Below are 22,094 nucleotides of genomic sequence, written 5' to 3'. Positions count from 1 at the left end.
CCACGTCTCGCCATCAACACACCCATCATGATCATGGATGTTGCAACGAGTACTGGAACCCAAGGATCCCCTACGGGGTCACTCTTCAGGAAGCGACGACACGAGCGCCGAAGATGGTGGCTGCGATTCGCGGACCTGCCGACGACGATCGAACAACGTCTAAGATCCGGATCTGCCGCTGTCCGCGCTAGGCCGTGTTTCGTAGAGCGCGGAGCCATTGGTTGATGGCGGCGATGGTGAGGGTGGCTTCGTAGCGGACGGCGAGTTTGTCGTATCTGGTGGCCATGGCGCGGTGTTGTTTGAGCTGGTTGCTACCGCATTCCACGGCATGACGCAGTCGGTAGGTGCCGGGGTCGAAGGCGGGTGGACGCCCGCCTCGGGATCCTTTGGCCTTGCGGTGCGCGTCCTGATCGGCCTTGCTCGGGATACATGCCTGGATACCGCGGTTACGCAGGTGGGCCCGGTTGGTCTTGGAGGTGTACGCCTTGTCGGCCAGCACAATGTCAGGGCGGGTCCGCGGCCGTCCTGCACCGGCCCGGGCCACCCGTACCTTGCCGAGCAGGGGGATGAACTGCGGGCTGTCGCCGCGTTGTCCGGCGGTCACCACCATCGCCATCAGCTTGCGGCCCTGTTCACAGGCCAGATGCGTCTTGGTGGTCCAGCCGCCGCGTGACCGGCCGAGCCCGTGATCTACCGGCTCGGTTTGCACACCGCCGGGCGGTTCGTTCTGCAGGTGTGCGTCGCGCCGGGCGCCGGCCGCGTGCTGATGGGCGCGGCTGATGGTCGAGTCCACGCTGATCGTCCAGCCGATCAGCCCGGCTGCGTCCGCCCGGGCTTGCAACGCTGCGAGGACCCGGGTCCAGACGCCGTCGCGCTGCCACCGGCGGAACCACCGGTACAGGGTTTGCCACGGTGGATACACCGGCGGCACGTCCCGCCACGGTGAGCCGGTCCGCACCCGCCACCGGATCCCGTCGATGATCGTTCTCATGGTCCATTTGCGCGGTCGATCACGGCCTGTTCCCGCAGGCAGCGAAAGTTCCAGCGTCGCCCACTGCAGGTCGGTCAGGTCGTGTCGCCTCGCTGCCGTTACGCTCGGCACGAGGTCTCCGGTGTGAAGTTCTGGCTTGGTCGCTTGAACCAACTACCGGAGACCTCTTCAATTATCGATCACCGCCACGCCGCAACATCGACGCCGCTACGAAACACGGCCTAGGGTCGCCCGCCGCCGTCGCGACCGGTGGCCTGGTGACGGACCGGTGTCCTGTCATGCCGAGATGAGTGAGTGTCGCCTGTTGCGGGAAAGCGATGTCCATGGTGGAGGAGCGGACGAGATCAAGCCGCCGGGATGCAATGCTGGATCGGCTTGGTGGGCCACCTGGCGTGTACGTCGTCGCCTGCGTGGTGCTGGCTGTGGTGTGGTTTCCGTTTCGATTGCTGCTCGACAGGGGCGATCCGATCCCCCGCATCATCGCCGCCAGTGCATTGAACGGGGCCCTCTGGCCCCTGATACCAATAGCTGGGGAGTGGGGTCTGCGTTTACGCCGCAAGATCGCCGGATCGGCCGATGCTGTTCCGTCGACGCCTACGCCGGGATATCGAGCGTGGGCCCGGCGTGGAGCGATCGTTGGCCTGGCCGTAGGCATGCCATCTTTCGGCGCTCTCATCGCGCTGTGCCTGATCACCGGCCGGTCGTGGGCGTACACAACCAGTTTTGCCGTCATCTTGGTAGTCATAGTCGCGATCTCCGCCAAATCCATGCGAAAGAGCACTGCGACATCGACGATCTGACCGTCGAACTCATCTGCCGCAGAGCACGCTTTGACCGTCGGACAGTCGTCACGGTATGTGTCCGCTGGTCCGTGATCGCGTACACGATCACGGCTCCCCACTGTGTCAATCCCGCGCCAGGCGGGTGGTTATTCACGACGCTACCGGGGTGGCAGTCCCAGGGGGCCGCGGATGGCGGCGAGGACGTCGGTGGCGTGTTCGCCGTGATGGGCAGGGCCCCAGTTGTGGACGAATGTGATCAGTTCGGTGGTCGGTATCCGTTGGGGTGGCCACCGCCGCTCGGCGGAGCGTTCTTCGAGCGCAGCCCAGGGGTCTTTGGGCGCCTGCTCGGCACGTGTTGCTCGTAGTACGGAAGGCGATGAACGCTGGTAGGCCCCGTCGTGGTGTGCGGCGGCTTCGGGTTCGGCCCATGCCTTGTTTCGGGGTCCAACCAGGTCATACGGTCCGGTCTGCCGTGGTCTAGCAGCGTGTGGGAGTCGATGTTCGTACGCGTTCAGGTACCGACCACCGCCCGCACGATGTCGGCGAGCGCGTTGTTCCCTTCCGCTCGCACGTGGTCGATTATCCGGGCCAGCTCGGCGGGCCCGCGGCAAATTTGGCAACTGTTCCACAATGAGTGTCCATGGTTCGGATGCACAGTAAGAGACAGCTTGGGCGTTCCGTCGATATTGACGCTTACATGACGGCGTGAGCGATTTCTTTGGGGATCCTTTTCGCGCGCTTGAGAAGTTGGATCACATTAGTTAACGTGCTGTTTCGATCCGAGCCGTCGACGGAATTAATGCCCGCGAAAAGCCTGTCGGCACCTGACAGCTACTCACACTTCAAGGGGTGTTCTAATGGACCCGCGCGACCCCTCAGCGGCTTTGTCCCGTGCTAACTTCCAGCGGATGGTGGACACCCCACCCAAGCGGTTCTACGCTCGCCTGCTGCGCCCTGAGGACGAAGTGCGGTTGCGTGTGGCAGACACCTACCGACCTACCCCACGTCACTGGTCCGGCTCCCTGGTGGACCTGGACGTGTAGGTGCTGGCGAAGGGTGGCCGTATCGCAATCGGGCACATGGCTGCCCTCAGCTTGACGTTTAACCTCAGGCGCGGCTCGGTGACCGGCTCACGGCAGCCGGTCCAGTGATGTGCCAAGCCGGTGACCAGGAACCGTCCACTGCTCTTGCCGTCTTGGTACAGCACGCCTCTCCCGTTCAGCGTCTCCGCCAGCATGCAACATACGCAGGTCGGCCACGGAACGCTCGATCGAACGCACTCCTCTGCCGCGGTTCGCTCGGCACTCCGCGTCGCCAGTCCGTGCGTGGCAGGAGCTCCGGTCCGGTGCACATTCGAGCGGCCCTGCCGGCATGTTGTCATCCCAAGTACAGTCTCCAATTCATGGGGATGCATTAGAGGGCATCTGATCCTCTAAGGGGATAGTTCACGTTTGCGCACGTCATCGGCCGTGATCGTTCGTTGCTCGGGTATGGGGATGGAGCGGCTTCCATATCGAACGGATCTGTCGGATGCCCGGTGGGCGTTGATCGAGGCTGTTCTGGTGCAGTGGCGTGAGGCTCGGCGGGGTTTAGGGATGCGGCCACCGGTGCATGATCTGCGGGAGATCGTCAATGCGATCTTGTACGTGGCGCGGACCGGCATGGCCTGGGAGTACCTCCCGCACGACTTCCCGCCGGCGAAGACGGTCTATGACTACTACGCCAAGTGGGAGAAGGACGGCACAACAGCTCGCATTCACGATCTTCTGCGGTCGCGGGTGCGGGAGGCTCTGGGCCGAGATGCCGAGCCGAGCGCCGCGGTGCTGGATGCTCAGAGTGTCAAGACGTCTTGCAACGTACAAGCTGAGGGCGAGCATGTCGATGGGCCAGCCAGGTCCGCAGGGATGCCGTGGGTGTGCAGGACGTTGTCGACTTCGCGGCGAACTGACGGGCTCGAGATCTGCGAGGAAGTCCTCGCAGATCTCGAGCAGCAAGGGCAGCAGGTCGTCGGGGTCGGTCTCGCCGGTGGTCATGAACGAGCCTCAGGCGACGTTCTCGATCGCGGTGAGGCGGTTCTTGAGCCGGTAGCTGGGTCCGTTGATCGGAACGACGTCGCAGTGGTGCAGAAGCCGGTCGAGGATGGCCGCCGTTATCTCGACTTAAGGTCCAGACCCCCTTCCCCGCCTGCACTAATGCCTTCTGGACGGGTGTCTTCGATTACCGGCCGCCCGGTATTGCGGCTCGGCGCATCTGGCAAGATCCGTTCCTGGTCTTCCAGGAGTGAGGTGGCATGGATCAGCGTCCAGACCCCATCCAGATCATCGTTCGGCCGAGTGAGTTGGTCGCGAAGCATCAGGAGCAGGTATTCGGTGCGTGGGTCCACCGTGCGCGCAAGGCCGGATGGCGGGTCGATGCCTTGGACGGCGACGTCGATTGGTTGGCCGGCGAGTGTGGTGTTGTGGATGTCGAGGGCTTGCGCTATCTAGTCCGGGTCGGGCTTCGTGGCCGTAGTCGGGTCATGGGAGTTCCTGACGGGCATATCGGGGCTCATGTCGCCGACGTGGTGCTTGGAACCCGTTCATTCGTGTCGGAGCCGACTTTTGCGCTCACCGCCTGGGCAGAGCCGGTGCTGCCGTAGAAGCGGTCGCGGACAGGCGGGCCACGCGTAGTTGTCCGTGGGCGTGCGCGAGGGCGTCGCGGAGTTGTTGGTTCTCGGCGCGGAGCTGACCGATGCGGTCGTGGGCCAGCGCGAGGCGTTGGCGTAACGAGTCGTCGCTGGCGCGGATGGTTGCTACAGATCAGCATCGGCCCCCATCCTGACCGCGACGCGCCCGCGCGTATCTGGTCGAGGCCACGGGTGCGATCCCGACTGGCCGGCTCGCCTGACATCATCGACGGCATGCGACTTCCCTGCCGCGCAATGCCGGAGGACGAGTTCTGGCAGCTCATCGCCATGCTTGAGGGCTCAACAGATGACGAGGCCGTCGAGCGGCTGACCGCAGCGCTGCGTACGGGCGGCAAGCGGAAAGCTGCCCGTTTCGCCGAACGGCTCGCTGCGACGCTGTACGAGCTAGATCGTGAAGTGCTGTTCCGGCAGCCGGTGCAGTGGTCCGACGACCCGGAGGAGCACGCGCCGATTCCCCTGTCCGACGACACGTTCTTGTACCTACGCGCGGGCATCGTGGCGAAAGGCAGGGCTGTCGTCGAGCGGGCTCTCGCCGATCCTGCGGTGCTGCTGACCCGTCGATGGGACGACGGGGAAGCACTGTTATACGCGGCGAACGAGGCGGCCGGCGGCGAGATCGAGACGAAGCACTCCTACGAGACAGGTTCGAACCAGCAGCACTGGTCCCCGATCGAGTCCGACTCGTCCACGCTCCAGACACCCACCGTTGCCGTGCTGCTGTCCGATCTACTGACCCCCATCGAGGCATACACCGACGACTCCATGACCACGTGCGTTGAGCCGTTGGAATACTCCTGGCCGTTGTGGTTCCCTCTTGACGTCCTGGCGGCAGTCAACGAGCAGATGGATGGCCTGGTCCGCGACGGCGGCGGCATCCCGGCGTCGCTCAGGGCGACGCAGATCCAGATCGCCGTCGGGTTCGGCGACGCATGGCAGCCCATGCCCGAGATCAAGTGGGACGCGATGGACGACACCGGTCTGGGCCAGGTCGTCAGCGTTCACGCTCAGCTACGCCAGGCGCAGGTACGCGCATGGAATTCATCGCAGCAAGAAGCAGCACTGCGTTCGCTGATCGCCACCTGCTTACTTGCCGTGCTGCCGGAAGGCCACGGCAGCCGAGACGGGCTGCAGGACGCCGCCACCGAGGGAGCGCATCTGCTCACGCCGCCCAGCTGAAGAGCATCGTTCCCGGGCCGGAGCAACCGGCATCCGCTTCTGCCGCGCAGATTGTGGTGTGCTCCGAACCGTCATGTCGAACAGATGCGCTGTCCGTACCGGCTTTGCGGTAGCTCGGGCCGGGAGGAGCCGGTGGCCGCGAAAGGGATCAGGCTGGGTCCACGGGAACGATGTTCAGAGGGGTCATTTGAAGGCGGGTTAGCGCTGCCACTGAGCCGATAGCCGACCGGGCCTCCGGGTGGTTGGCGTACTCGTTGATCGCTCGGGTCAGCAGCTCGGCGTTCACGCCCGCGGCGGGGAGCACAGTGGGGCCTATCCAGCGAAAGCCGCCCTTGCGGACCAGATCGGGACGCGTGAAGCGCAGAGTCACCCGATGCGCGTCACGGCGGTATGCCGGGTCCGGCGTCGCCAAGGCCTCCCACGGCACGAAGAGACGCCCGTGTACCTGCCGATCGATGATGCCGTCCGGAGTGAGGCGTACCCCGTACCGTCCCGATGCCGCCCACCAGAACACGGCCACGTGCCCGCCGATGAGTACCACGATGGGCGCCGGGAACGCGAAGTCCACGCCGGTGACGAGCCCATGGGAGGTCGAACTCAGGGCGAATACGGCGAAGAAGGTGTAACTCGCGGCCCCGAGCACGGCAGCCGGGTTGGCCGGGACGTCGAAGGCGGGGACCTCAGGCCGTGCGATCAGCTTGGCAGGGTGGAAGGCGCGGCCGGCGACAGCTGTGCACACGATGAGCGCAATGAATGGCAGGACGACGATCGCGAGAGCAATCTGCAGGGAATGACAGTGCCCGGCCGTCTGACGAAGCACCTGCAGGATGACCGCAGCCAACAGCGACGTGGCCAGCACCGCCACCCGCCGTCGGGATACCCAGCCGAGGACGTTGATCATCACGGCGACAGGCTAGGTCACCGCGACTGTCCGCATAACCCGTCGTCAGGAGCTGATGGACTGCCAAATTGATAAATGGCTGAGGACAGCCAGGCCGAAACGCACTCAATTGCCGCCGATAACGCGACAGTCAGAGCAGCGACTCGCCGGATGCCCCCAGCGACGTCAAGAGCCAGCCGTTTCCTCCTCGCCCAACGACCCCCGTACCGAGGACGTAATCGAGTCGGCTGAGCACCTCAGGGACCGTAAAATTTCAGCCGAACAGAGGCGGACCGGTCCAGTTGACACCTGCCCGAAGGCCCTCTTCAGCCGCGTGGTGTGCGCGGCACTGCGTTCACCTCTCCAGTCCGCTACTGCGACGGGTCGGCATAGGCTTGATCGATGATCACCTGTGTCGTGCACTACACCATCGACCCTGTTCAGATCGAGACGTTCGAACGCTTCGCCCGTGAGTGGATGCGCCTGGTAACGAAGCATGGTGGCATCCACCACGGCTACTTTCTGCCGGCCGAGGGCGCCAGCGATCACGCAGAGGCCTTGTTCAGTTTCGAGAGCTTGGCGGCTTATGAGCGCTACCGTTCCCGGTTCGGCCACGACCCGGAATTCGTCGCTGCGGACAGGATCCGTGAGGAATCAAGCTGCATCCTGCGATACGAACGCACCTTCATGCGACCGTTACTACCGGACTGATGGACGACCTCATCTGCGACCGACAGCGTGCAGCTTCGAGAACGCGTTGCCGTCACATGCCCCGCTGTAGCGGCACCGGGTGGTGCTGGCCCTCCTGTGCGACGAGACCTGTGACAATGCGAGGGTGAGACGGGCTCTGTTCGCTTCCGTGTCTGCGGCCGCCGTGCTCGTCATCGCCGTCGTCGTGATGCTGCGCGTACACCGGGACCGGGAATGGGCTCATGGCGGCGATCGGCTGGCGGCGGATGCCGACGTCGCTGTCACCACCCAGGACCCTTTCGAGGGTGTCGTCGTCCGGCTCGGCGCCCCGCCCGGCACGGCAGTCCGTGCGCACAGCGCAGACCAGACGGTCGTGGTGCAGGTTCGCTGGTCAGCGTCACCGCAAGCCGAAGGGTCGTACGAACTGATCACGCTCGACAAACGAGTGACTCCGCCACGCCCGTTGGCTGCGGACGGAGGCTGGAACTTTCAGGGAGCCACCGGGCCTCAACCGGGCCGGCGCCTATGACGCGCTGGCTGAGCACTACGACTGGCTGAACGGGACCGGGCAGGAGCTCTACACCGATACCTACGGCATGACCCACTTCCCCACCGCTGCCGTGAGCGCCCCGGCCACCGAAACAGGAACGGCGACCGCGTGGTTTCACCAATGGGGCGAAGGACTGATCCCGTTCACCGATCCGGGCCGCGACATCATGGTGGCGCTGATCCACGTCGACGGCAGGGGGGAGGCCCGCTGGGCACGGCGCATCTTCGGATAGCCGGCATGATCTGCCGGTCAGATCGGGCGCCACGTGTAGATAAGTTCGAGCTCCGGCCAGATTTGACGGCTTTCGATGATCGCGCGTTTCGGCGCCACGCTGAACATCCGGCTCTTGCTCCTCAACTCGCCCGGGTGCTCGGTCACGTACGGTGACGGATCATTTTGTTTGAGCCAGGCGTCGACGGCGGCATGCAGGAAGACCGAATCTTGGTGGCACTCAGGGCGTCATCAAGCGATCATCGTCCAATGGGGAATCGGGCAGCAGCGGTGTTGGCGATGCGGGGCCTTGCATTGGGCGACGCGTTCGGCGAGACGTGGTTCTTCCGTCCGGCGGAGGTTCTGGAGACCGCAATAGTTGAGCGGCGGCTCAAGGACGGTCAGTGGCTGTGGACCGACGACACCGCCATGGCGCTGTCCTTGCTGCAAATCCTGGACCGGCATGGTCGCGTCGATCAGGACGCGTTGGCGGCGGCGTTCGCCAGCGCCTACGCCGTCGATCCCTACCGCTGCTACGGCGCTTCCATGCATGACGTGCTGCTGGCGATCGGCCAGGGTGAGGCGTGGAAGGTAGTGACACGGCGCCAGTTCGACGGGATGGGGTCGTGGGGCAACGGTGCAGCGATGCGGGTCGCTCCGCTCGGGGCGTGGTTCGCTGACGATCTCGACACGGTTGTGGCCGAGGCGACCCGGTCGGCAGAAGTAACCCACGCCCATGCGGAGGCCACGGCGGGGGCCGTGGCGGTCGCGGTTGCGGCGGCATTGAGCGTACGTGGCGTCTCGGGCGACGAACTCATCGCGGCGGTCGCCGGCCGGGTGCCGGACAGCGAAGTCGCGTCGCGGCTGCGTCGCGCGGACAGGATCGCGGCCTCGAGCGATCCTCGTCATGTAGCCGGGATGCTCGGCTGTGGCCAGCAGATCTCGGCCGTCGACACAGTCCCGTACGCGATCTGGTGCGCCGCTGCACACCTCGACGATCTGACCGAGGCGCTGTGGATGACCGCCCTGCCCGGCGGCGACATCGACACCACCTGCGCCATCGTCGGCGGGATCATCGCCGGCCGCACCGGACTGACCGGGGTACCCGCCGACTGGCTGAGCGCATGTGAACCGCTACCGGGATGGGTCGATGGCATCAGTGACCGGCCGTAGGCGGTGCGCCCGACACACTGACATGCACAGAGAGTCGTGCTGTCGCTTGAGCTGATGACATATAACGCCGGACCGAGTCATGACCGGTATTCCGGTGACTGGGGCCGTAGCCGGCCGGCCGGAGCGGCCCGGTGTCGCAATGCGTCCCGGAACCAGCCGACCGCTGGCGCGCTCGAGTAGCTGTCATCATGCTCCTCGGGCCATCGTTCGCGGAGAGCATCCACCACTCCGGCAGCGCTGTCGACGACTGGGCATGCCCCGTCGTACCAGCCGCTGAACCACATCTTTCGTACGCCAGTCACCTCTCGCAGCCCGGAGAGACCAGAAACGGGATGCACCTAGAGGACCGCGGCGGCGCGGAGCTGGGTGCGGGTACGCATCAGGATCCGGCCGAGCATGTTCTTCCCGGCGCCGGTCCGCCCTCTGCCCCAGTAGTGGTCGGTGTCGGTGTCCTCCACGATCGTTTCATCGCCGGTGTCCAGCAGAACAGCACGGATATCGGCGTGAGCCTGGAACTTGGCCAGCACCGCCCGGCGCATCACGTCGTCCTTGACCCGTACCCAGTCGCGGCGCAGCGGCCGGCCCCGGTCACGGCCCAGCTCGGCAGCACGCAGTGGATCGGGCGCCCGGCGGACGGCGTCGGCATGGCGCGTACCGGCGAACTTCTGAGCCTGGAAGTAGTGCTCGGCGGTGGGCCACCAGCAGCCTTCGAGGTCGAACCCGTGGACGGAGAAGTTGGAGAAGCAGCCGTACGGAACCTCGTCAGCGCCGTAGAAGTAGATCGTCACCTGAACCTCAAGCGGTGGTCGTGGGTTCTGCACCGTGCCACGAACCTCGCCGGGCAAGCAATCGAATTTGCCCGCCATGAATTCCGACTCGTACTTGTCTCGTCCCCGCTGCTCAGGACCAGGTCAATCCAAGTTTACGGCGAGCCAGAAGAACAGCTTGAGACCGACCACGAAAACCGCAGCGACCACTAGAGCGAGACAAACTACCAAGAACACAAGAGAAAGGCCCTTGCCTACGGGCCGAGTCCAGTTCTCATGGGCGCCGGCCGCAGGATGCCGTCCAGCCTCGCCCTTGAAGTCGAACACGTCGGCACTGTACCGGGAGTCCGCAACGCCTCCTGCATCATGCTTTTCGTAATGGACTGCCCGGCGCGGCTTGACACCGGCGATGCTGTCCGCGTTCCCGCGGGACCCGAGGTCACCTCACGAGCGGCGGCTGCGGTAACCGGGCGATCTCGTCACAGAGGGCGACGAGCCCTTCGTGGTCGAGGGCAGCGCCGGCCTGCCGGCACCGCGCGAAGTCTTCGTCGCCCAGCGCCAGCCGGGCCGCCTGCTCTGTGCGGCGCCGCGCCGGCACCAGCCAGCCCAGCTCGCGCCGGCGCAGGCGGTCACTCGCGCCCAGCAGCCGGGCCGCCACCGCGGGGTCGCGGCCGACCACGTGGCCGGCGTGCATCTGCAGGGCGTCTGCCACCTCCTCGCGGTCGCGGCTGAGGTGCTCGAGAGAGTCTGACAACGCCTCGCGCAGGGCATCCCGAGCGGCAGGCAGTTCGCCGGCGGCGTGCCGCACGACGCTGCTGCGCAACCGCACCAACGTGTGTATCCGCCGATCGCCGTCGTCTCCGGGCAGCAGACGGGCTGCCCGGTCTGCGGCGCACATGGCGGCGTCGACGCGTCCGCGGATGAGTTCGGCCTGGGCGGCTGTCGCCTCGCTCAGCGCCGCCAGCCGGGCGAATCCGGCGGCACGCAGCAGCGGCACGGCCTCGCTCGACCAGGTCACCGCCGTGTCCGGCTGATTCAGTTCCAGGCATATCTCAGCCAGGTTGAACAGGGTCCGGCCGATGTCCAGGGGCCCCGCGCCGGAGCGGCGCTTGGCTGTCAGGGCGGCCCGCAACTGTCGTTCTGCGGAGCGGGCATCGCCCCGTTCCACGGACGCCGATGCCAGATTGTTGAACACGCGGCCGAGCGTCGCGACGTCACCGGCCCGCCGTGCCTCGACGAGAGCCTCCCGCAGGTGGGTGCGCGCGGTGGCCGGGTCACCGTTCTCGATCGCGGCGACGGCGATCTGGGTGAGCGCGGCGCTGCGTACGGAATGGTCAGCCGGAGCCGCAGCCCGCAGGCCGCGCCGGGCCAGATCCGCGGCGGCCTCGATGTCGCCCTGCATCGCCGCAAGCCCGCCGGCGCGCACCCAGCCCTCGGCGTGACCGGCGGCGGCGACTCGGCTCAGCATTTCGCGTCCCTCAGCCAGACGCCCGGTCGCCTCGTGGAAGCGGCCCAGAGCGATGACAGTGCTACTGGCGAGCAGACCGGGTTCCCGCTCCAGCGCCCACCGGACGGCGTGCCGGACGGTGGCGGCGTCGGGGTTGCCGAGGGCGGGCGCGCTGCCGTCGAAGCCGGCCCGCAGCTGCTCGAGCACCCGGACGGCGACCGCCCGGGCGACCGCGTCCCGGTCGTCGGCCGCGGCGAGGCGCTCCGCGGCCACCTCGGCGATGCTGTCCGCGAACATGTACCGCGAGGTGGCCCCGTCGGCTGACACGCGCAGCAGGTGCATGTCGGTCAGCTCGGTGAGACCGGCGAGCAGCCAGTCGTGGCCCCGGCCCAGGTCCGCCGCGACGGCTTCCACGTCGGCGAGCCGGGCACCGCCGACGAAGGCGCCCAGCCAGCGGAACAGGACGAGCGACCCGTCCTCGATGACCTCGAGACTCGCGTCGATGGCGGCCCGCAGCGACCGGTGCCGGACCGGCAGGTCGCGCGCTCCGTCGGCCAGCACGGTCAGGTGCCGATCGAGTCTGGCGGCCAGCTCGGCCGGATGCATCAGCCGGGTACGTGCCGCGGCCAGCTCGATGGCCAGCGGCAGATGCTCGGCGGCCCGGCAGATCGTCGCCACGATGCCGGCCGTGTCCCGGCCGAGCCTGAAACCTGGTCCGGCGGCCGCGGCGCGGCGAGTGAACAGCGTCATCGCGGCGTCGGCGGCGAGCGGGCCGAGCGGTACGGCGCGTTCGCCGCGCACCTGCAGCCGCCGCTGGCTGGTGACGACCAGGCTGAGGCCTGGACAGCGACGGACCAGCGCGGCCAGCACCGGGGCGGCGTCGATCACCTGCTCGAACCGGTCGATCGCCAGCACTGTCCGGGCGCCGCGCAGATGGGCGGCGACCCGGTCGGCCACCGGCAGGCGGGACGGCCCGCAGCCGAGTGCGTCGGCGACGAGTTCGCCGACCAATTCGGGCTCACCGACCGCGGACAGGTCGAGCGTCCGCACGGCCAGGTCGGTGCGGCCGGCAAGCGCGGCCACCAGCTCGGTGGCGAGCCGCGACTTGCCGATGCCGGCCCGGCCGGTCACCGTGACCAGCCGGTGCCGGGCGCCGATCATCATGTCCAGGAGCATCGCCAGTTCGGTGTCGCGGCCGACGAGGTCGTTGTCCGGCACCGGCGGTGGCACAGTGGCGGCCGGGACCGTGTCCGGCCGGGCGGCGGCCAGGAAGACCCGTAGATCGTCACCGGTCAGCTGGAGGGCGGCGGCGGCGAGGCGGACCGACTCGTTACGCGGCACGCGGCTGCCGCGTTCCAGGTCGCGGACCGCCCGCTCGCTGAGCCCGCTGCTGGCGGCCAGCTCCCGCTGGCTGAGGCCGGCGGTCGCCCGATGCCGGCGCATCAACTCGCCGAGGGCCCCGGCGGGCGCTGCGATCGCCATCGGTCCACCGTAGGGACGGCAGACCGCCGGCCGGTAGGTATGTGCTGGATTCCGACTCACCCCACGGGCGTGAAACTCTCACAGTTGAGGGTGTTCTCGAGGTTGAGGCACCGATCGTCGGTGCCCGCGCCGGCGTCGCCGCGGTCGTTCCCGGGGCCTCCGTCCAGCGTCTGCCCACCGGCGAAGGAACGCAGGCGGTCGTCGCCTGCTCCCCCGCTGAGGAAAATGCCACCGGTGAGGACGTCGTTGCCGTTCTGGCCGAACAACGAGTTCAGGGGTCCGCCGTCGATGGTGTCGTTCCCGTCGTTGCCGCTCAGCCGGGCCTGACTGACGTTGGAGAAGCTGCGTAGCAGGTCGTTGCCGCTGCCTCCGGTGATCCGGCCGAATGTCGGCGCGGTGAGCAGGACGACGTCGTCCCGGTCGCCGGCTGCGACGGCGAGCTCGGTGATGGTGCCGGTTCCGCTGCACCGGACCGTGGTGGCGTTCACCGTCCGGCAGCCGGTTCCGGCCGTGACGCCCGCTCCGTCGATCAGCTCGATCGCTGCGGAGGTGCCGCCGATCGACAGGGTGTTCTGCACGCCGGTGGCCGCGGTGACCTTCAGGACGGTGCCGCTGACCGAGGCGGTGGTGGGACCGGCCGCGGCCCGGGCGACGGCCGGCGACGCCGTTGCCATCAGCAGGCCGCAGGTCAACATCCCGCATGCGCCGGTGAGCAGCCGCCGGTGGGAAGAGATCTTCATGGGTGATTCCTCTCGCTGATGCCGCCGTGTGCCGGCGACGTCCTCACCGTGCCACCCGCGCCGGCCTCACCGGATGACCGTCGATCGGAGTTGCCGGGGAGTTGCCGGTTCCCTGATCACCGGCAACGTCGTGGGAGTGGCCCGGCAGCTACCGGGCGGGCCCGTCGGCGGGGCGCGGGAAGCGCGCCAGGCGGTCCCACATCGACGCGACGGCGACGGAGAGGGCCAGCAGCGTGACGCTGGCCGCGACGTCGAGTACGTAGTGGTTGGCCGTGCCGAACACGATCGCGATCATCAGCAGCGGATATGTCCATGCCAGCAGGGCCGCCCGGGGGTGGGTGGCCCGGAGCGCGGACCACACGGCGTACGCGCACCACAGTGACCATCCGACGTGCATGCTCGGCATGGCCGTGTGGTGGGTGCCGGCAGGACGAGGACCATCATGGCGACCATCGTCCGGCGAACCTTGCGGTAGACGTCGGTGTGGCGGAGGAACACCCACAGCAGGGTGCCGGCGATCGCCAGGTAGTGCAGCCGGTACACGTACACCGCGAGGCGGCTGAGCACCGGGTTCGCGGTCAGCCATGCGTTGGCGGCGCGTTCGATGTCGATGTGCATCGTGTGTTCCAGCGACTGCAGGGTCAGCGCGTTGGCCCCGGCGGTGGCGAGGTCCCGGCCGGCGGCGGCGTGCAGGCGTGTGAAGACCAGGAAGATCAGGATCAGGAACGCCAGCTCGACGAGTACGCCCGGTCGCGATCTGCCATCCGCCGGTGGATTCACGCGGCCACCGTATGCGGTCCGCGCTATCGGCGATCGTCGCCGGCGTGATCGGACCGCCGGCGCCTGTCGCCGCCACAGGTCCACATCCGGGCCGGGCCGGATTGAACTCCCGGCGGCGCAGGAACCGTAGTACCCGGCGGAAAGCGAAACTGTTTACGGAAGGGTGGACGCGTTCGTGACGCCGGAGTACTCGACCTTCCCTGCGCGTCATCGGCGGCAGGACGACATTCCGCAGCAGCGTGCCGCATTCGTCGAGTCCGGCCCCGAGGACCCTGCCTGGCCCGCCGCCCGGCCGGACATGTACGCGACGGACTGGTCGCCGCGCCGCCGGCGCAAGGGCCGGCGCCGCGCCCGGGGACCCGCCCGTACCTTGTCGATCATGCTGGCGGTCAGTGCCGCCGTGGGTGGCGGCGGGGTCGTGGCCGTCAGCGGCGCCGACCGGCAGGCGACCGCCCCGGCCACCGTCGGCGCCGCGCTGCAACCGAAGTCCGGCACCCCGCCGGCCGCCACGCGAGGCCGGGTACGCGCCGCTCCGGTACCGGCTCCGTCGGCCACGGCCCGGACCGCTTCGCCGAAGGTCGCCCGGCCGCCGCGGCCGGTGGCCGGGCTCAATCAGACGCAGATGAACAACGCCGCCGTGATCGTCCGCGTCGCCCAGGAGCGGGACCTGCCGCGCCGGGCCATGGTGGTGGCGATGATGACCGGGCTGCAGGAGTCGAGCCTGCGCAACCTCGCCAACACGACCGTCCCGGCTTCGCTCGACCGGCCGAACGAGGGCGACGGCGACGACTTCGACTCCCTCGGGGTCTTCCAGCAGCGCCCGAGTCAGGGCTGGGGCACCGTGGCGCAGCTGATGAACCCGCGCTATGCCGCGAACGCCTTCTACGAGCGACTCGTGAAGATCGACGACTGGGAGTCCCTGAGTCTCGGCGACGCGGCGCAGGCCGTGCAGGGGTCGGCGTTGCCGGACGCCTACGACAAGCACGAGGACCGCGCGGAACGGGTTGTCGACGCGTTGCTGTGAGCCGGCGCGGGCTGCGCCGCGCCGTATGGCAGTCGATGTGTTCGGCAGGGTCCTGACCGGCCGGTCAGCCCGGTGAGGTGATCCGCACGGTCGCCGTGCCGGTCCGGTCGGTGCCCGGCTTGATCTCGAGCTGGAAGGTGCCGGCGGCCCGTGCCGTGAACGGGGCCATCTCGACGGTGACGCCCTTCTCGTCAAGTTGGCGGTGGGCGACCTCCGTGCCGTCGGGAGCCGACACGGTCAGCCAGGTCAGGGATTCGGCCAGCTCGTCGGAGGAGACCGTGACCTTGACCGGCTGGCCGGCCCGGACCGGGAACCGCACGTAGGCCCGTTCCCTCGGCACCCGTACCCGTGCCTGCACCGCCGGCCCGCCGACGGTGGCGTCCGTCGAGGACGAGCCGGCAACCGCGACGTCGAACCGGGCGGGCGCGGGGCTGTCGGTGACGACCTCGACGGTGTAGCGGCCGGTCGCCGGAGCGGTGAAGTCGACCTTCGCGAACGGGTAGAGGAGGCCGCTGATCGATTCCTCATGCAGCACAGCGCCGTACGGGGAGCGGATCAGGAACCGGCTTCCGGCCTCTCGGTCGGCCAGATCCCGGGCCAGGGCCGTCGCGGTGAGGCGCTGCCCGGCGGTGGCGTCGAAGCCGATCACCCCGCGCTGGCCGGTGCGGTCGAGCACGACCGGGACGGACGGGCCGCCGACGGTGGCGCTGCCGGTGGCCGCCTCGATCACGGCCAGGGTCATCGTGCCGTGCCCCCAGCCGGACGGGTCGACGGTGATGACATGACGGCCGGTCCGGATGATCTCGAATTCGTAGGTGCCGGAGGAGAGCGACCTGGGGTCGGCGCCGCCCGGTCCACGGACGAGGATGCCGATCGGGTCGTCACCGGGGATTCCGTCGGCGTCCAGCACCAGGGACAGCCGTTGCCCGGCGGTCGCCGGGAAGCTCACGGCCGCTCGTGCGCCGGGCGCCGGGAGATCCACCCGAGCCGGCGGGCCGTTCACCACGGCAGTGTGCTGGCCCAGGCCCGCCACGTGCACGGTTGCCGTGCCGGTCGACCAGCCGGTGGACGTACGTAGCTCCAGGGTGTGGATCCCGGAGGTGGGTGCCACAAAGTTCTCCGAGGCCGCACTGTCTGCCTTCAGCGCCCGGTTCAGCTCGCCGAGCAGCCGTCCGCCGGGCGCGCGGACGATCAGCCGGAGGCTCTCCTCGAAGCCGGGGCCCTCCACCCGGGTGGTGACCGAGAACGGTGTGCCGGCGGTGGCCCGGAACGTGGCGAACGCCCGGGCACCCGGTTCGGGCAGGCGCATCAGGGTGGGTGCCGTGCCGATGCCGGTCTCCTGGCGGGCCGGGCCGATCAGCCGCAGGCTGCCGGTGCCTCTGCCGTCGCCTCTGGTCACGACCTCGGCGGTGTGATCGCCGGTGGTGTGCGCGTCGAGGTAGACCACGGCCGGCAGGATGTCGAGGCTCGATCGGCCGGCTTCGGCGCCGCCCGGTGTGCGGACCACGAGCTCGTACGTCCCGGCGATGCCGAGGGTGTCGCGGTTGAGCACCACACCGAGCCGGTCGCCGGCGGCCGCCGTGAACACCACGCGGGTGGTGCCCGGACCGGCGGCGGTCACCTCCACCGGGGCGCCGACAGCGAGGCGCGGCTCGGCGGCCGCCCGGGTGGGTACGGACAGGGTCACGGCGGCCGTGGCCGCCACCAGAGCAGCGGCGAGACGGTGAAGTGTGCGCACGTCAGCACGCTAGGGGCGGTGTCACCCGCTGTCCGGTGGACGCGGAAGTGTCACTCGAAGAATTTGAGGCCGAAGCCGGTGTCGTGGTGGCGCCGGGTACGTTGGCGCGCCGGTAGGTGACGCTCCCCCACCAGACCGCCGTCCCGGTGTACCAGTAGCGGTTCGCCCACGAGTACGGCGTGCCCTTGGCGACCGCGTGGTACATGGTCGGGAACCGGTTGCCCGCCGGCGGACTGGTGGCGATGTCACCGCGTTCGAGGATGAACGTGTGGTGGCCGGGACCGTCGGCGTACAGGGTCGGATCCCAGCCCGCCATCAGTTCGGAGGCGTGTGACCCGAACAGGCAGCCGTTGCGTGTAGCCGGCGATGCCCTCCAGGGTGGACGCGGTGCGTACGGCCACACCGCCGTCGACCGCTTTGGCGGAGACGTACAGCCCACCGACCTTGATGACGCTGGGGTCGGCGCCGCCGAGGGTGGTCCGAGTGGGCGCGGCGGGATCGGCCACTGCGCGAGTATCGACAGAACTCGCTTCTTCGACGTAGGGTGCACGTTCGAATGGGAGCGCTCCCATTCTTCCGTTCCCGCCCCCGAGGGAGTGTCCCCATGCGCCGTGCCTTCTCTGCCCTGCTCACCGGTGGTCTGCTGCTTGCCGCCTCAGCCTGCGGCACCGCCCCCAACGGCTCCGGTCCGAATACGCCAGCCGGCACCGCCGCGTCGGCGAACGTGACGCCGGCGGTGGGTGCCGCGTGCGAGGCGCTGTCGCAGGCCTACACCAAGAACATGGCGCCGTACGCTCAGGCGCTCACCGCCGTGGCCACCGACCCCAAGGCGGTCGCCGAGGCGCAGCAGGCACTTGCGGCGTTCGCCACCGCCGTGAAGGAGGCCACCGCTATCAGTGCCGACCAGCAACTGCAGGCCGCCGGCAAGGAGGCCGCCGAGCAGATGCGGAAGAAGTCCGCCGACACCAAGTACTTCGGCACCATCAAGACACCCGACGACGTCTCCAAGGCGATGGGCCCGACCCTCAGCGCATGGCTGGCCCCGGTCCAGCGTCACTGCTCCTGACGGCGTGCTCTCCTGACCTCGCACACAGTCCCTGCCCCGCGCGGCGCGGCCGTCAGGCGGCCGCGCCGCGCAGCACCGCGTCGACCAGGGTCTCGGCGAACAGTTCCTCCGGGACGGACGGGACCAGCCGCATCATCGACTGCACCATGCCCGGGGCCGAGAGCATCAGCTGGGTCAGCTCGACGTCGAGGTCGGCTCGCAGCTCACCGGTCGCGATGCCGCGGCGAAGCACCTGACGGGTCACCTCGCGGCGGGGCTCGACGAAGTCCTGGTACATCCGGGCCAGTTCGGTGTCGCGGTACAGCTCCGGCAGCAGGCAGGCGGTGACCTTGCTGTAGCGCTGGGCGCGCGGGGTGCGGTTCGCGTTGATCAGGGCGATCAGGTCGTCGCGCACCGAGACGCCGGCCGGTTCCGGCAGCGGCCCCTTCATCGACCGGACCGCGTCGATCAGCAGGGCCTCCTTGTTCGGCCAGCGGCGGTAGATCGTGGCCTTGCCGACGCCTGCCTTGGCGGCCACCGCCTCGATCGAGATCGCGGCGGCGCTCTGCCCGTCACTGAGCAACCCCAGCACCGCGTCGAGGATGGTCTCGTCGGCCTGGGCGTTGCGCGGCCGGCCAGGAGCTTTGCGCTCCTGACCGGCTGCCGTGGTGCTGTCCATGTCGTTCATTGTCACCGCTGCGTTTACGCGTCGGCCAGTTCGAGGCCCGGTTCCTGCGCGGCGACCGGGGCCGGCGCTTCCGGACGCTTCCTGCCGGGCAGCCACAGCACCGCGACCAGCACCCCGAGCAGGGCGAACACGGTCGAACCGACGGCCGCGTAGTGCATCGCCGTGACGAACGCCGCATTCGCGCCGTCCAGCAGGGCGGGCGCGGCCGGGCCGGCCTGACCGGCGACCGCGTAGGCGCCGGCGATCGACTCCCGCGCCATCTCGGTGGCCCCCTCCGGCAACCCGGCCGGTGTGGTCAGGTTGCCGCGGTACACCGACGAGACGACGGCGCCGAGGACCGCCACACCGAGCGCGCCGCCGAGCTGGCGGATGGTGTTGCTGACCGCCGAGCCGACGCCCGCCTTCTCCCGGGGCAGGCTTGCCATGATCGCCTCGGTGGCCGGCGGCATCACGTTGGCCATGCCGACGCCCTGGACGAAGAACGCGATGGCGACCAGCGCGATCGGGGTGTCGACATCGATGAACAGCCAGAGGCCGAGAGCGGCCGAGACCAGCAGCAGGCCGACGGTGCTGACCGCCTTCGGGCCGAACCGCTTGACCATCGAGGCGCTGGCCGGGGCGAAGACGATCTGGCCGATCGCGAACGGGACGAACAGCGCGCCGGAGGCCAGCGGCCCGTACCCGCGCACCATCTGCAGGTAGAACGCGCCGAAGAACATCGAGCCCATGGCCGCGAAGAAGACCAGGCCGATGATGCCGGTCGAGGCGGAGAACTGCCGGTTGGCGAAGAGCCGCACGTCCAGCGACGGGAACGCGATGCGCCGCTCGTAGAGCACGAAGGCGACCATCACCAGCAGGCCGGTGGTGATGGTGGACCAGGCAGCGAGCTCCCCGAAGCCGTCCTCACCACCCTTGATCACGCCGTAGGTGAGCAGGGTCATGCCGATGATCGACATCAGCACCCCGAGCACGTCGATACGGCCCGGCTTGGGGTCGCGCGACTCCGGCACGAGCACCGCGACCAGGGTCACCCCGGCGACCACGATCGGCACGTTGATCAGGAACACCGATCCCCACCAGAAGTGCTCCAGCAGTACGCCGCCGAGCACCGGCCCGATCGCGACGGCCAGGCCGACCGCGCCGGCCCAGACGCCGATGGCGCGCGGCCGTTCCCGCGGGTCGAAGACGTTGGCGATGATCGAGAGGGTGGCCGGCATGACGGCCGCCGCACCGAGACCCATCAGGGCGCGGGCCGCGATCAGCTGGTCGGGCGAGGACGAGTACGCCGAGATCAGCGAGGCGATCCCGAAGACGGTGAGTCCGGCGATCAGGCTGAGGCGCCGCCCCAGCCGGTCGGCCAGGATGCCGGCGGTGAAGAGCAGACCCGCGAACACCAGGGTGTACGAGTTGATCGCCCACTCGAGTTCGCTCTGCGTGGCGCCGAGGCCGCGCTCCGGGTCGGCGATGGTGCTCATCGCGACGTTGAGCACCGTGTTGTCCAGCACGACCACCAGCAGGCTGATGACGAGCACGCTGAGGATCGCCCAGCGCCGGGGATGCCCGGTCTGGGGTTGAGCTTGGGTGTCCATGTACGGGTGCCCCCGAAACCTTTTCGAAACGGAACCGTTCCGTTTCACAAAGCACGCTAACGCCCCGCCACCCAATAACGGAACGCTCTCGTATCGAAAGTGTCGGCGGTCACGTCGAGGCATACCCGCCAGGAGGCAACGGCTCACCTCCCCCGGCGTACGGGCCGAGCCGTGAATGCGGCCGCCGGGGCAGGCGGAGCCGCATTCACGGCCGGCGGTCAGGGACGCTGGTCAGATCCGCCCGAGCAGCGCCAGCAGCAGGTTGAGCAGCGCGGCGAGGGCGTCGGCGCTGGGCAGCGGATCGAGCAGGCCGGCGATCGCGCACAGCAGGTTGCCGAGCAGGTTGCCGGGTCCGGACACCGCGTTGATCGTCAGGTGGACCTGGTTCAGATCGACCACGAGACCGAGCAGGTCCAGGTGCAGCGGGCCGAGCGTGAGGTCCAGAATCCGGCAGGTCGCCTGGGCGACGGCCGCGGGCGTGCTGATCGTCTCGTCGACGGTGCCGATCGTGGCCCCGGTCGAGTCGGTGAGCGTACCGGTCAGTGTCCCGGTGGCCACCAGAGCGCCGTCCTGCGCCGCGAAGCCGCTGGGGGTGAAGCCGCCGGCGAATGTGCCGGTACCCCCGGCCGCGTCGGTGAACGTGCCGGTGATCGGAGCGCTGGGGACGGCGATCGCGGCGGGCGGCGGTGCGGCGGGCGCCCGGGTGTGCGGGGCGGCGGCGGCGCCGGTGCCGGTGGCGGTGGCGGCGAGCCCCACTGCCGCGAGCAGCATGACGGCGATCATCGAGAGCCGTTGGCGAGGTGTCACAGTTTCCTCCCTGGTTCGCTTCAGGTCTGACTACACCGACAAGCCTCGATGTCGTACGGCCCCGGCCACAGTGAGTCCTGTCATCGGGTCGAGGTGGGAAAAGTGAGGCCCGATCGCTGACAACAGTCATGTTTGGACCGCCGCTCACTGGAGCCAGCCGGCGTCCTCGGCGACACGGACGGCCTCCAGACGGTTGCGGGTTCCCGTCTTGCGCAGGATCACCGACATGTAGTTGCGGACGGTGCCCGCGGTCAGATGCAGGGTCGCGGCGACCTCCGCCGACGGCATGCCGGAACCGGCCACCCGCAGCACGTCGGCCTCCCGCGCCGACAGTGGACTGCGCCGCGCCGCGACCATGGCGACGGCCAGGCCGGCGTCGATGACGCGTTCACCCCGGGACAGCCGGCGGATGGTACGGACCAGCTCACGCGGCGCCGCCTGGGTGCCGATCACGCCACGCACATGACCGTCGAGCACCCGGTTGATCCGGCCCGGAGCGTCCGGGCCGGACAGCACCAGCGTGGCGCAGTGCGGCTGTTCCGTACTGAAGCGGGTGAGCATCCGCAGGCCGTCGCCGGCCAGCAGCCCGACGTTGACGACCGCGACGTCCGGCGGCACGGCGCGGGCCATGCCGAGCGCCTCGCCGAGACAGCCCAGTTCGGCGACGACGGTGAGGTCATCTTCCAGTGACAGGGTCGCGGCGAGGGCGCCGCGCAGCAGGTTCATGGGTTCGACGAGCAGAATGCGGATCACGGAGGCCTCCCAGCCAGGGGATGTGCGGTGGGATGCCGGCGCCCGATGCGGCCCGGACGGGGCCGTGTTCGGATTCTCCGGAGGCCGGCGGAGGGG

At 68.8% G+C, this 22,094-nt stretch carries 21 protein-coding genes and 3 pseudogenes; 10 read left to right on the top strand and 14 right to left on the bottom strand.

Translation table 11 applies throughout. The annotated features are described in order from the left end of the window. Positions 1-187: 187 nt before the first annotated feature. Positions 188-1,102, bottom strand: a complete 915-nt coding sequence (locus AB0G04_RS19275) for an IS5 family transposase (RefSeq protein WP_360983946.1) — start codon at positions 1,100-1,102, stop codon at positions 188-190. A 206-nt stretch (positions 1,103-1,308) separates the two neighbouring features. On the opposite strand from AB0G04_RS19275, the gene AB0G04_RS19270 reads away from it, so the two are divergent. Together AB0G04_RS19270 and AB0G04_RS19265 are read left to right on the top strand one after the other, a co-directional pair. Next, entirely contained in the window at positions 1,309-1,791 is a 483-nt protein-coding gene (locus AB0G04_RS19270; protein ID WP_360983943.1) for a hypothetical protein, read from the top strand. A gap of 1,478 nt (positions 1,792-3,269) precedes the next feature. Continuing rightward, positions 3,270-3,635 (top strand): annotated as a pseudogene (locus tag AB0G04_RS19265) (transposase); the annotation flags it as partial. A gap of 180 nt (positions 3,636-3,815) precedes the next feature. On the opposite strand, the pseudogene AB0G04_RS19260 reads toward AB0G04_RS19265, so the two are convergent. After that, positions 3,816-3,932, bottom strand: a pseudogene (locus tag AB0G04_RS19260) (ATP-binding protein); the annotation flags it as partial. 131 nt (positions 3,933-4,063) lie between these two features. Here AB0G04_RS19260 and AB0G04_RS19255 point away from each other — a divergent pair. After that, positions 4,064-4,411 carry a hypothetical protein gene (locus AB0G04_RS19255; protein ID WP_360983979.1) on the top strand — a complete coding sequence of 116 codons (348 nt, stop codon included), beginning with the start codon at positions 4,064-4,066 and terminating at the stop codon, positions 4,409-4,411. A gap of 219 nt (positions 4,412-4,630) precedes the next feature. Then, positions 4,631-5,635 carry a DUF4240 domain-containing protein gene (locus AB0G04_RS19250; protein WP_360983940.1) on the top strand — a complete coding sequence of 335 codons (1,005 nt, stop codon included), beginning with the start codon at positions 4,631-4,633 and terminating at the stop codon, positions 5,633-5,635. Positions 5,636-5,783: 148 nt separating this feature from the next. Here the strand turns inward: AB0G04_RS19250 and AB0G04_RS19245 are convergent, their stop codons facing one another. Further along, the gene (locus AB0G04_RS19245) at positions 5,784-6,539 is read right to left on the bottom strand and encodes a hypothetical protein (protein ID WP_360983937.1); all 756 of its coding nucleotides are present in this window, start codon (positions 6,537-6,539) and stop codon (positions 5,784-5,786) included. 378 nt (positions 6,540-6,917) lie between these two features. On the opposite strand from AB0G04_RS19245, the gene AB0G04_RS19240 reads away from it, so the two are divergent. The 4 genes from AB0G04_RS19240 (at position 6,918) to AB0G04_RS19225 (ending at position 9,138) form a co-directional block, all read left to right on the top strand. Further along, positions 6,918-7,226, top strand: a complete 309-nt coding sequence (locus AB0G04_RS19240) for an NIPSNAP family protein (RefSeq protein ID WP_360983934.1) — start codon at positions 6,918-6,920, stop codon at positions 7,224-7,226. Positions 7,227-7,305: 79 nt separating this feature from the next. Beyond that, positions 7,306-7,734 carry a hypothetical protein gene (locus tag AB0G04_RS19235; RefSeq protein WP_360983931.1) on the top strand — a complete coding sequence of 143 codons (429 nt, stop codon included), beginning with the start codon at positions 7,306-7,308 and terminating at the stop codon, positions 7,732-7,734. A 67-nt stretch (positions 7,735-7,801) separates the two neighbouring features. After that, positions 7,802-7,987, top strand: a complete 186-nt coding sequence (locus AB0G04_RS19230; protein WP_360983928.1) for a hypothetical protein — start codon at positions 7,802-7,804, stop codon at positions 7,985-7,987. A 278-nt stretch (positions 7,988-8,265) separates the two neighbouring features. Then, positions 8,266-9,138 (top strand): ADP-ribosylglycohydrolase family protein, encoded by an 873-nt coding sequence (locus tag AB0G04_RS19225; RefSeq protein WP_360983925.1) that lies wholly within the window; start codon positions 8,266-8,268, stop codon positions 9,136-9,138. A 338-nt stretch (positions 9,139-9,476) separates the two neighbouring features. Here the strand turns inward: AB0G04_RS19225 and AB0G04_RS19220 are convergent, their stop codons facing one another. The 5 genes and pseudogenes from AB0G04_RS19220 to AB0G04_RS19200 all read right to left on the bottom strand — a co-directional run bounded on the left by AB0G04_RS19220 (position 9,477) and on the right by AB0G04_RS19200 (position 14,192). Then, positions 9,477-9,983: an NADAR family protein gene (locus AB0G04_RS19220; protein ID WP_360983922.1), complete on the bottom strand. Its 507-nt coding sequence runs from the start codon at positions 9,981-9,983 to the stop codon at positions 9,477-9,479. Positions 9,984-10,049: 66 nt separating this feature from the next. After that, the gene (locus AB0G04_RS19215; protein WP_360983919.1) at positions 10,050-10,232 is read right to left on the bottom strand and encodes a hypothetical protein; all 183 of its coding nucleotides are present in this window, start codon (positions 10,230-10,232) and stop codon (positions 10,050-10,052) included. 112 nt (positions 10,233-10,344) lie between these two features. Next, positions 10,345-12,834, bottom strand: a complete 2,490-nt coding sequence (locus tag AB0G04_RS19210) for a helix-turn-helix domain-containing protein (protein ID WP_360983916.1) — start codon at positions 12,832-12,834, stop codon at positions 10,345-10,347. Positions 12,835-12,890: 56 nt separating this feature from the next. Continuing rightward, the gene (locus AB0G04_RS19205) at positions 12,891-13,574 is read right to left on the bottom strand and encodes a hypothetical protein (RefSeq protein ID WP_360983913.1); all 684 of its coding nucleotides are present in this window, start codon (positions 13,572-13,574) and stop codon (positions 12,891-12,893) included. 148 nt (positions 13,575-13,722) lie between these two features. Further along, positions 13,723-14,192 (bottom strand): annotated as a pseudogene (locus tag AB0G04_RS19200) (phosphatase PAP2 family protein). A gap of 325 nt (positions 14,193-14,517) precedes the next feature. Between AB0G04_RS19200 and AB0G04_RS19195 the strand changes: the two are divergent. Further along, positions 14,518-15,378 (top strand): hypothetical protein, encoded by an 861-nt coding sequence (locus AB0G04_RS19195; protein WP_360983910.1) that lies wholly within the window; start codon positions 14,518-14,520, stop codon positions 15,376-15,378. Between the two features lie 64 nt (positions 15,379-15,442). Here the strand turns inward: AB0G04_RS19195 and AB0G04_RS19190 are convergent, their stop codons facing one another. After that, the gene (locus tag AB0G04_RS19190) at positions 15,443-17,116 is read right to left on the bottom strand and encodes a hypothetical protein (RefSeq protein ID WP_360983907.1); all 1,674 of its coding nucleotides are present in this window, start codon (positions 17,114-17,116) and stop codon (positions 15,443-15,445) included. A 1-nt stretch (position 17,117) separates the two neighbouring features. Then, positions 17,118-17,432 carry a hypothetical protein gene (locus tag AB0G04_RS19185; RefSeq protein ID WP_360983904.1) on the bottom strand — a complete coding sequence of 105 codons (315 nt, stop codon included), beginning with the start codon at positions 17,430-17,432 and terminating at the stop codon, positions 17,118-17,120. A 288-nt stretch (positions 17,433-17,720) separates the two neighbouring features. Here AB0G04_RS19185 and AB0G04_RS19180 point away from each other — a divergent pair, with 288 nt between their 5' ends. Next, positions 17,721-18,182 (top strand): hypothetical protein, encoded by a 462-nt coding sequence (locus AB0G04_RS19180; protein WP_360983901.1) that lies wholly within the window; start codon positions 17,721-17,723, stop codon positions 18,180-18,182. Between the two features lie 52 nt (positions 18,183-18,234). On the opposite strand, the gene AB0G04_RS19175 is transcribed toward AB0G04_RS19180, so the two are convergent. From AB0G04_RS19175 to AB0G04_RS19160, 4 genes are all read right to left on the bottom strand, one after another. Then, the gene (locus AB0G04_RS19175; protein WP_360983898.1) at positions 18,235-18,840 is read right to left on the bottom strand and encodes a TetR/AcrR family transcriptional regulator; all 606 of its coding nucleotides are present in this window, start codon (positions 18,838-18,840) and stop codon (positions 18,235-18,237) included. A gap of 23 nt (positions 18,841-18,863) precedes the next feature. Next, positions 18,864-20,438: an MFS transporter gene (locus tag AB0G04_RS19170; protein ID WP_360983895.1), complete on the bottom strand. Its 1,575-nt coding sequence runs from the start codon at positions 20,436-20,438 to the stop codon at positions 18,864-18,866. 231 nt (positions 20,439-20,669) lie between these two features. Then, positions 20,670-21,245, bottom strand: a complete 576-nt coding sequence (locus AB0G04_RS19165) for a hypothetical protein (RefSeq protein ID WP_360983892.1) — start codon at positions 21,243-21,245, stop codon at positions 20,670-20,672. A gap of 144 nt (positions 21,246-21,389) precedes the next feature. Next, positions 21,390-21,998: a response regulator transcription factor gene (locus AB0G04_RS19160; protein WP_360983889.1), complete on the bottom strand. Its 609-nt coding sequence runs from the start codon at positions 21,996-21,998 to the stop codon at positions 21,390-21,392. Positions 21,999-22,094 lie beyond the last annotated feature (96 nt).

Source organism: Actinoplanes sp. NPDC023801, assembly GCF_040639655.1.
GTDB lineage: Bacteria > Actinomycetota > Actinomycetes > Mycobacteriales > Micromonosporaceae > Actinoplanes.
The sequence above is the reverse complement of the archived record's forward strand: the minus strand, read 5'-3'. Positions and strand labels throughout refer to the sequence as shown.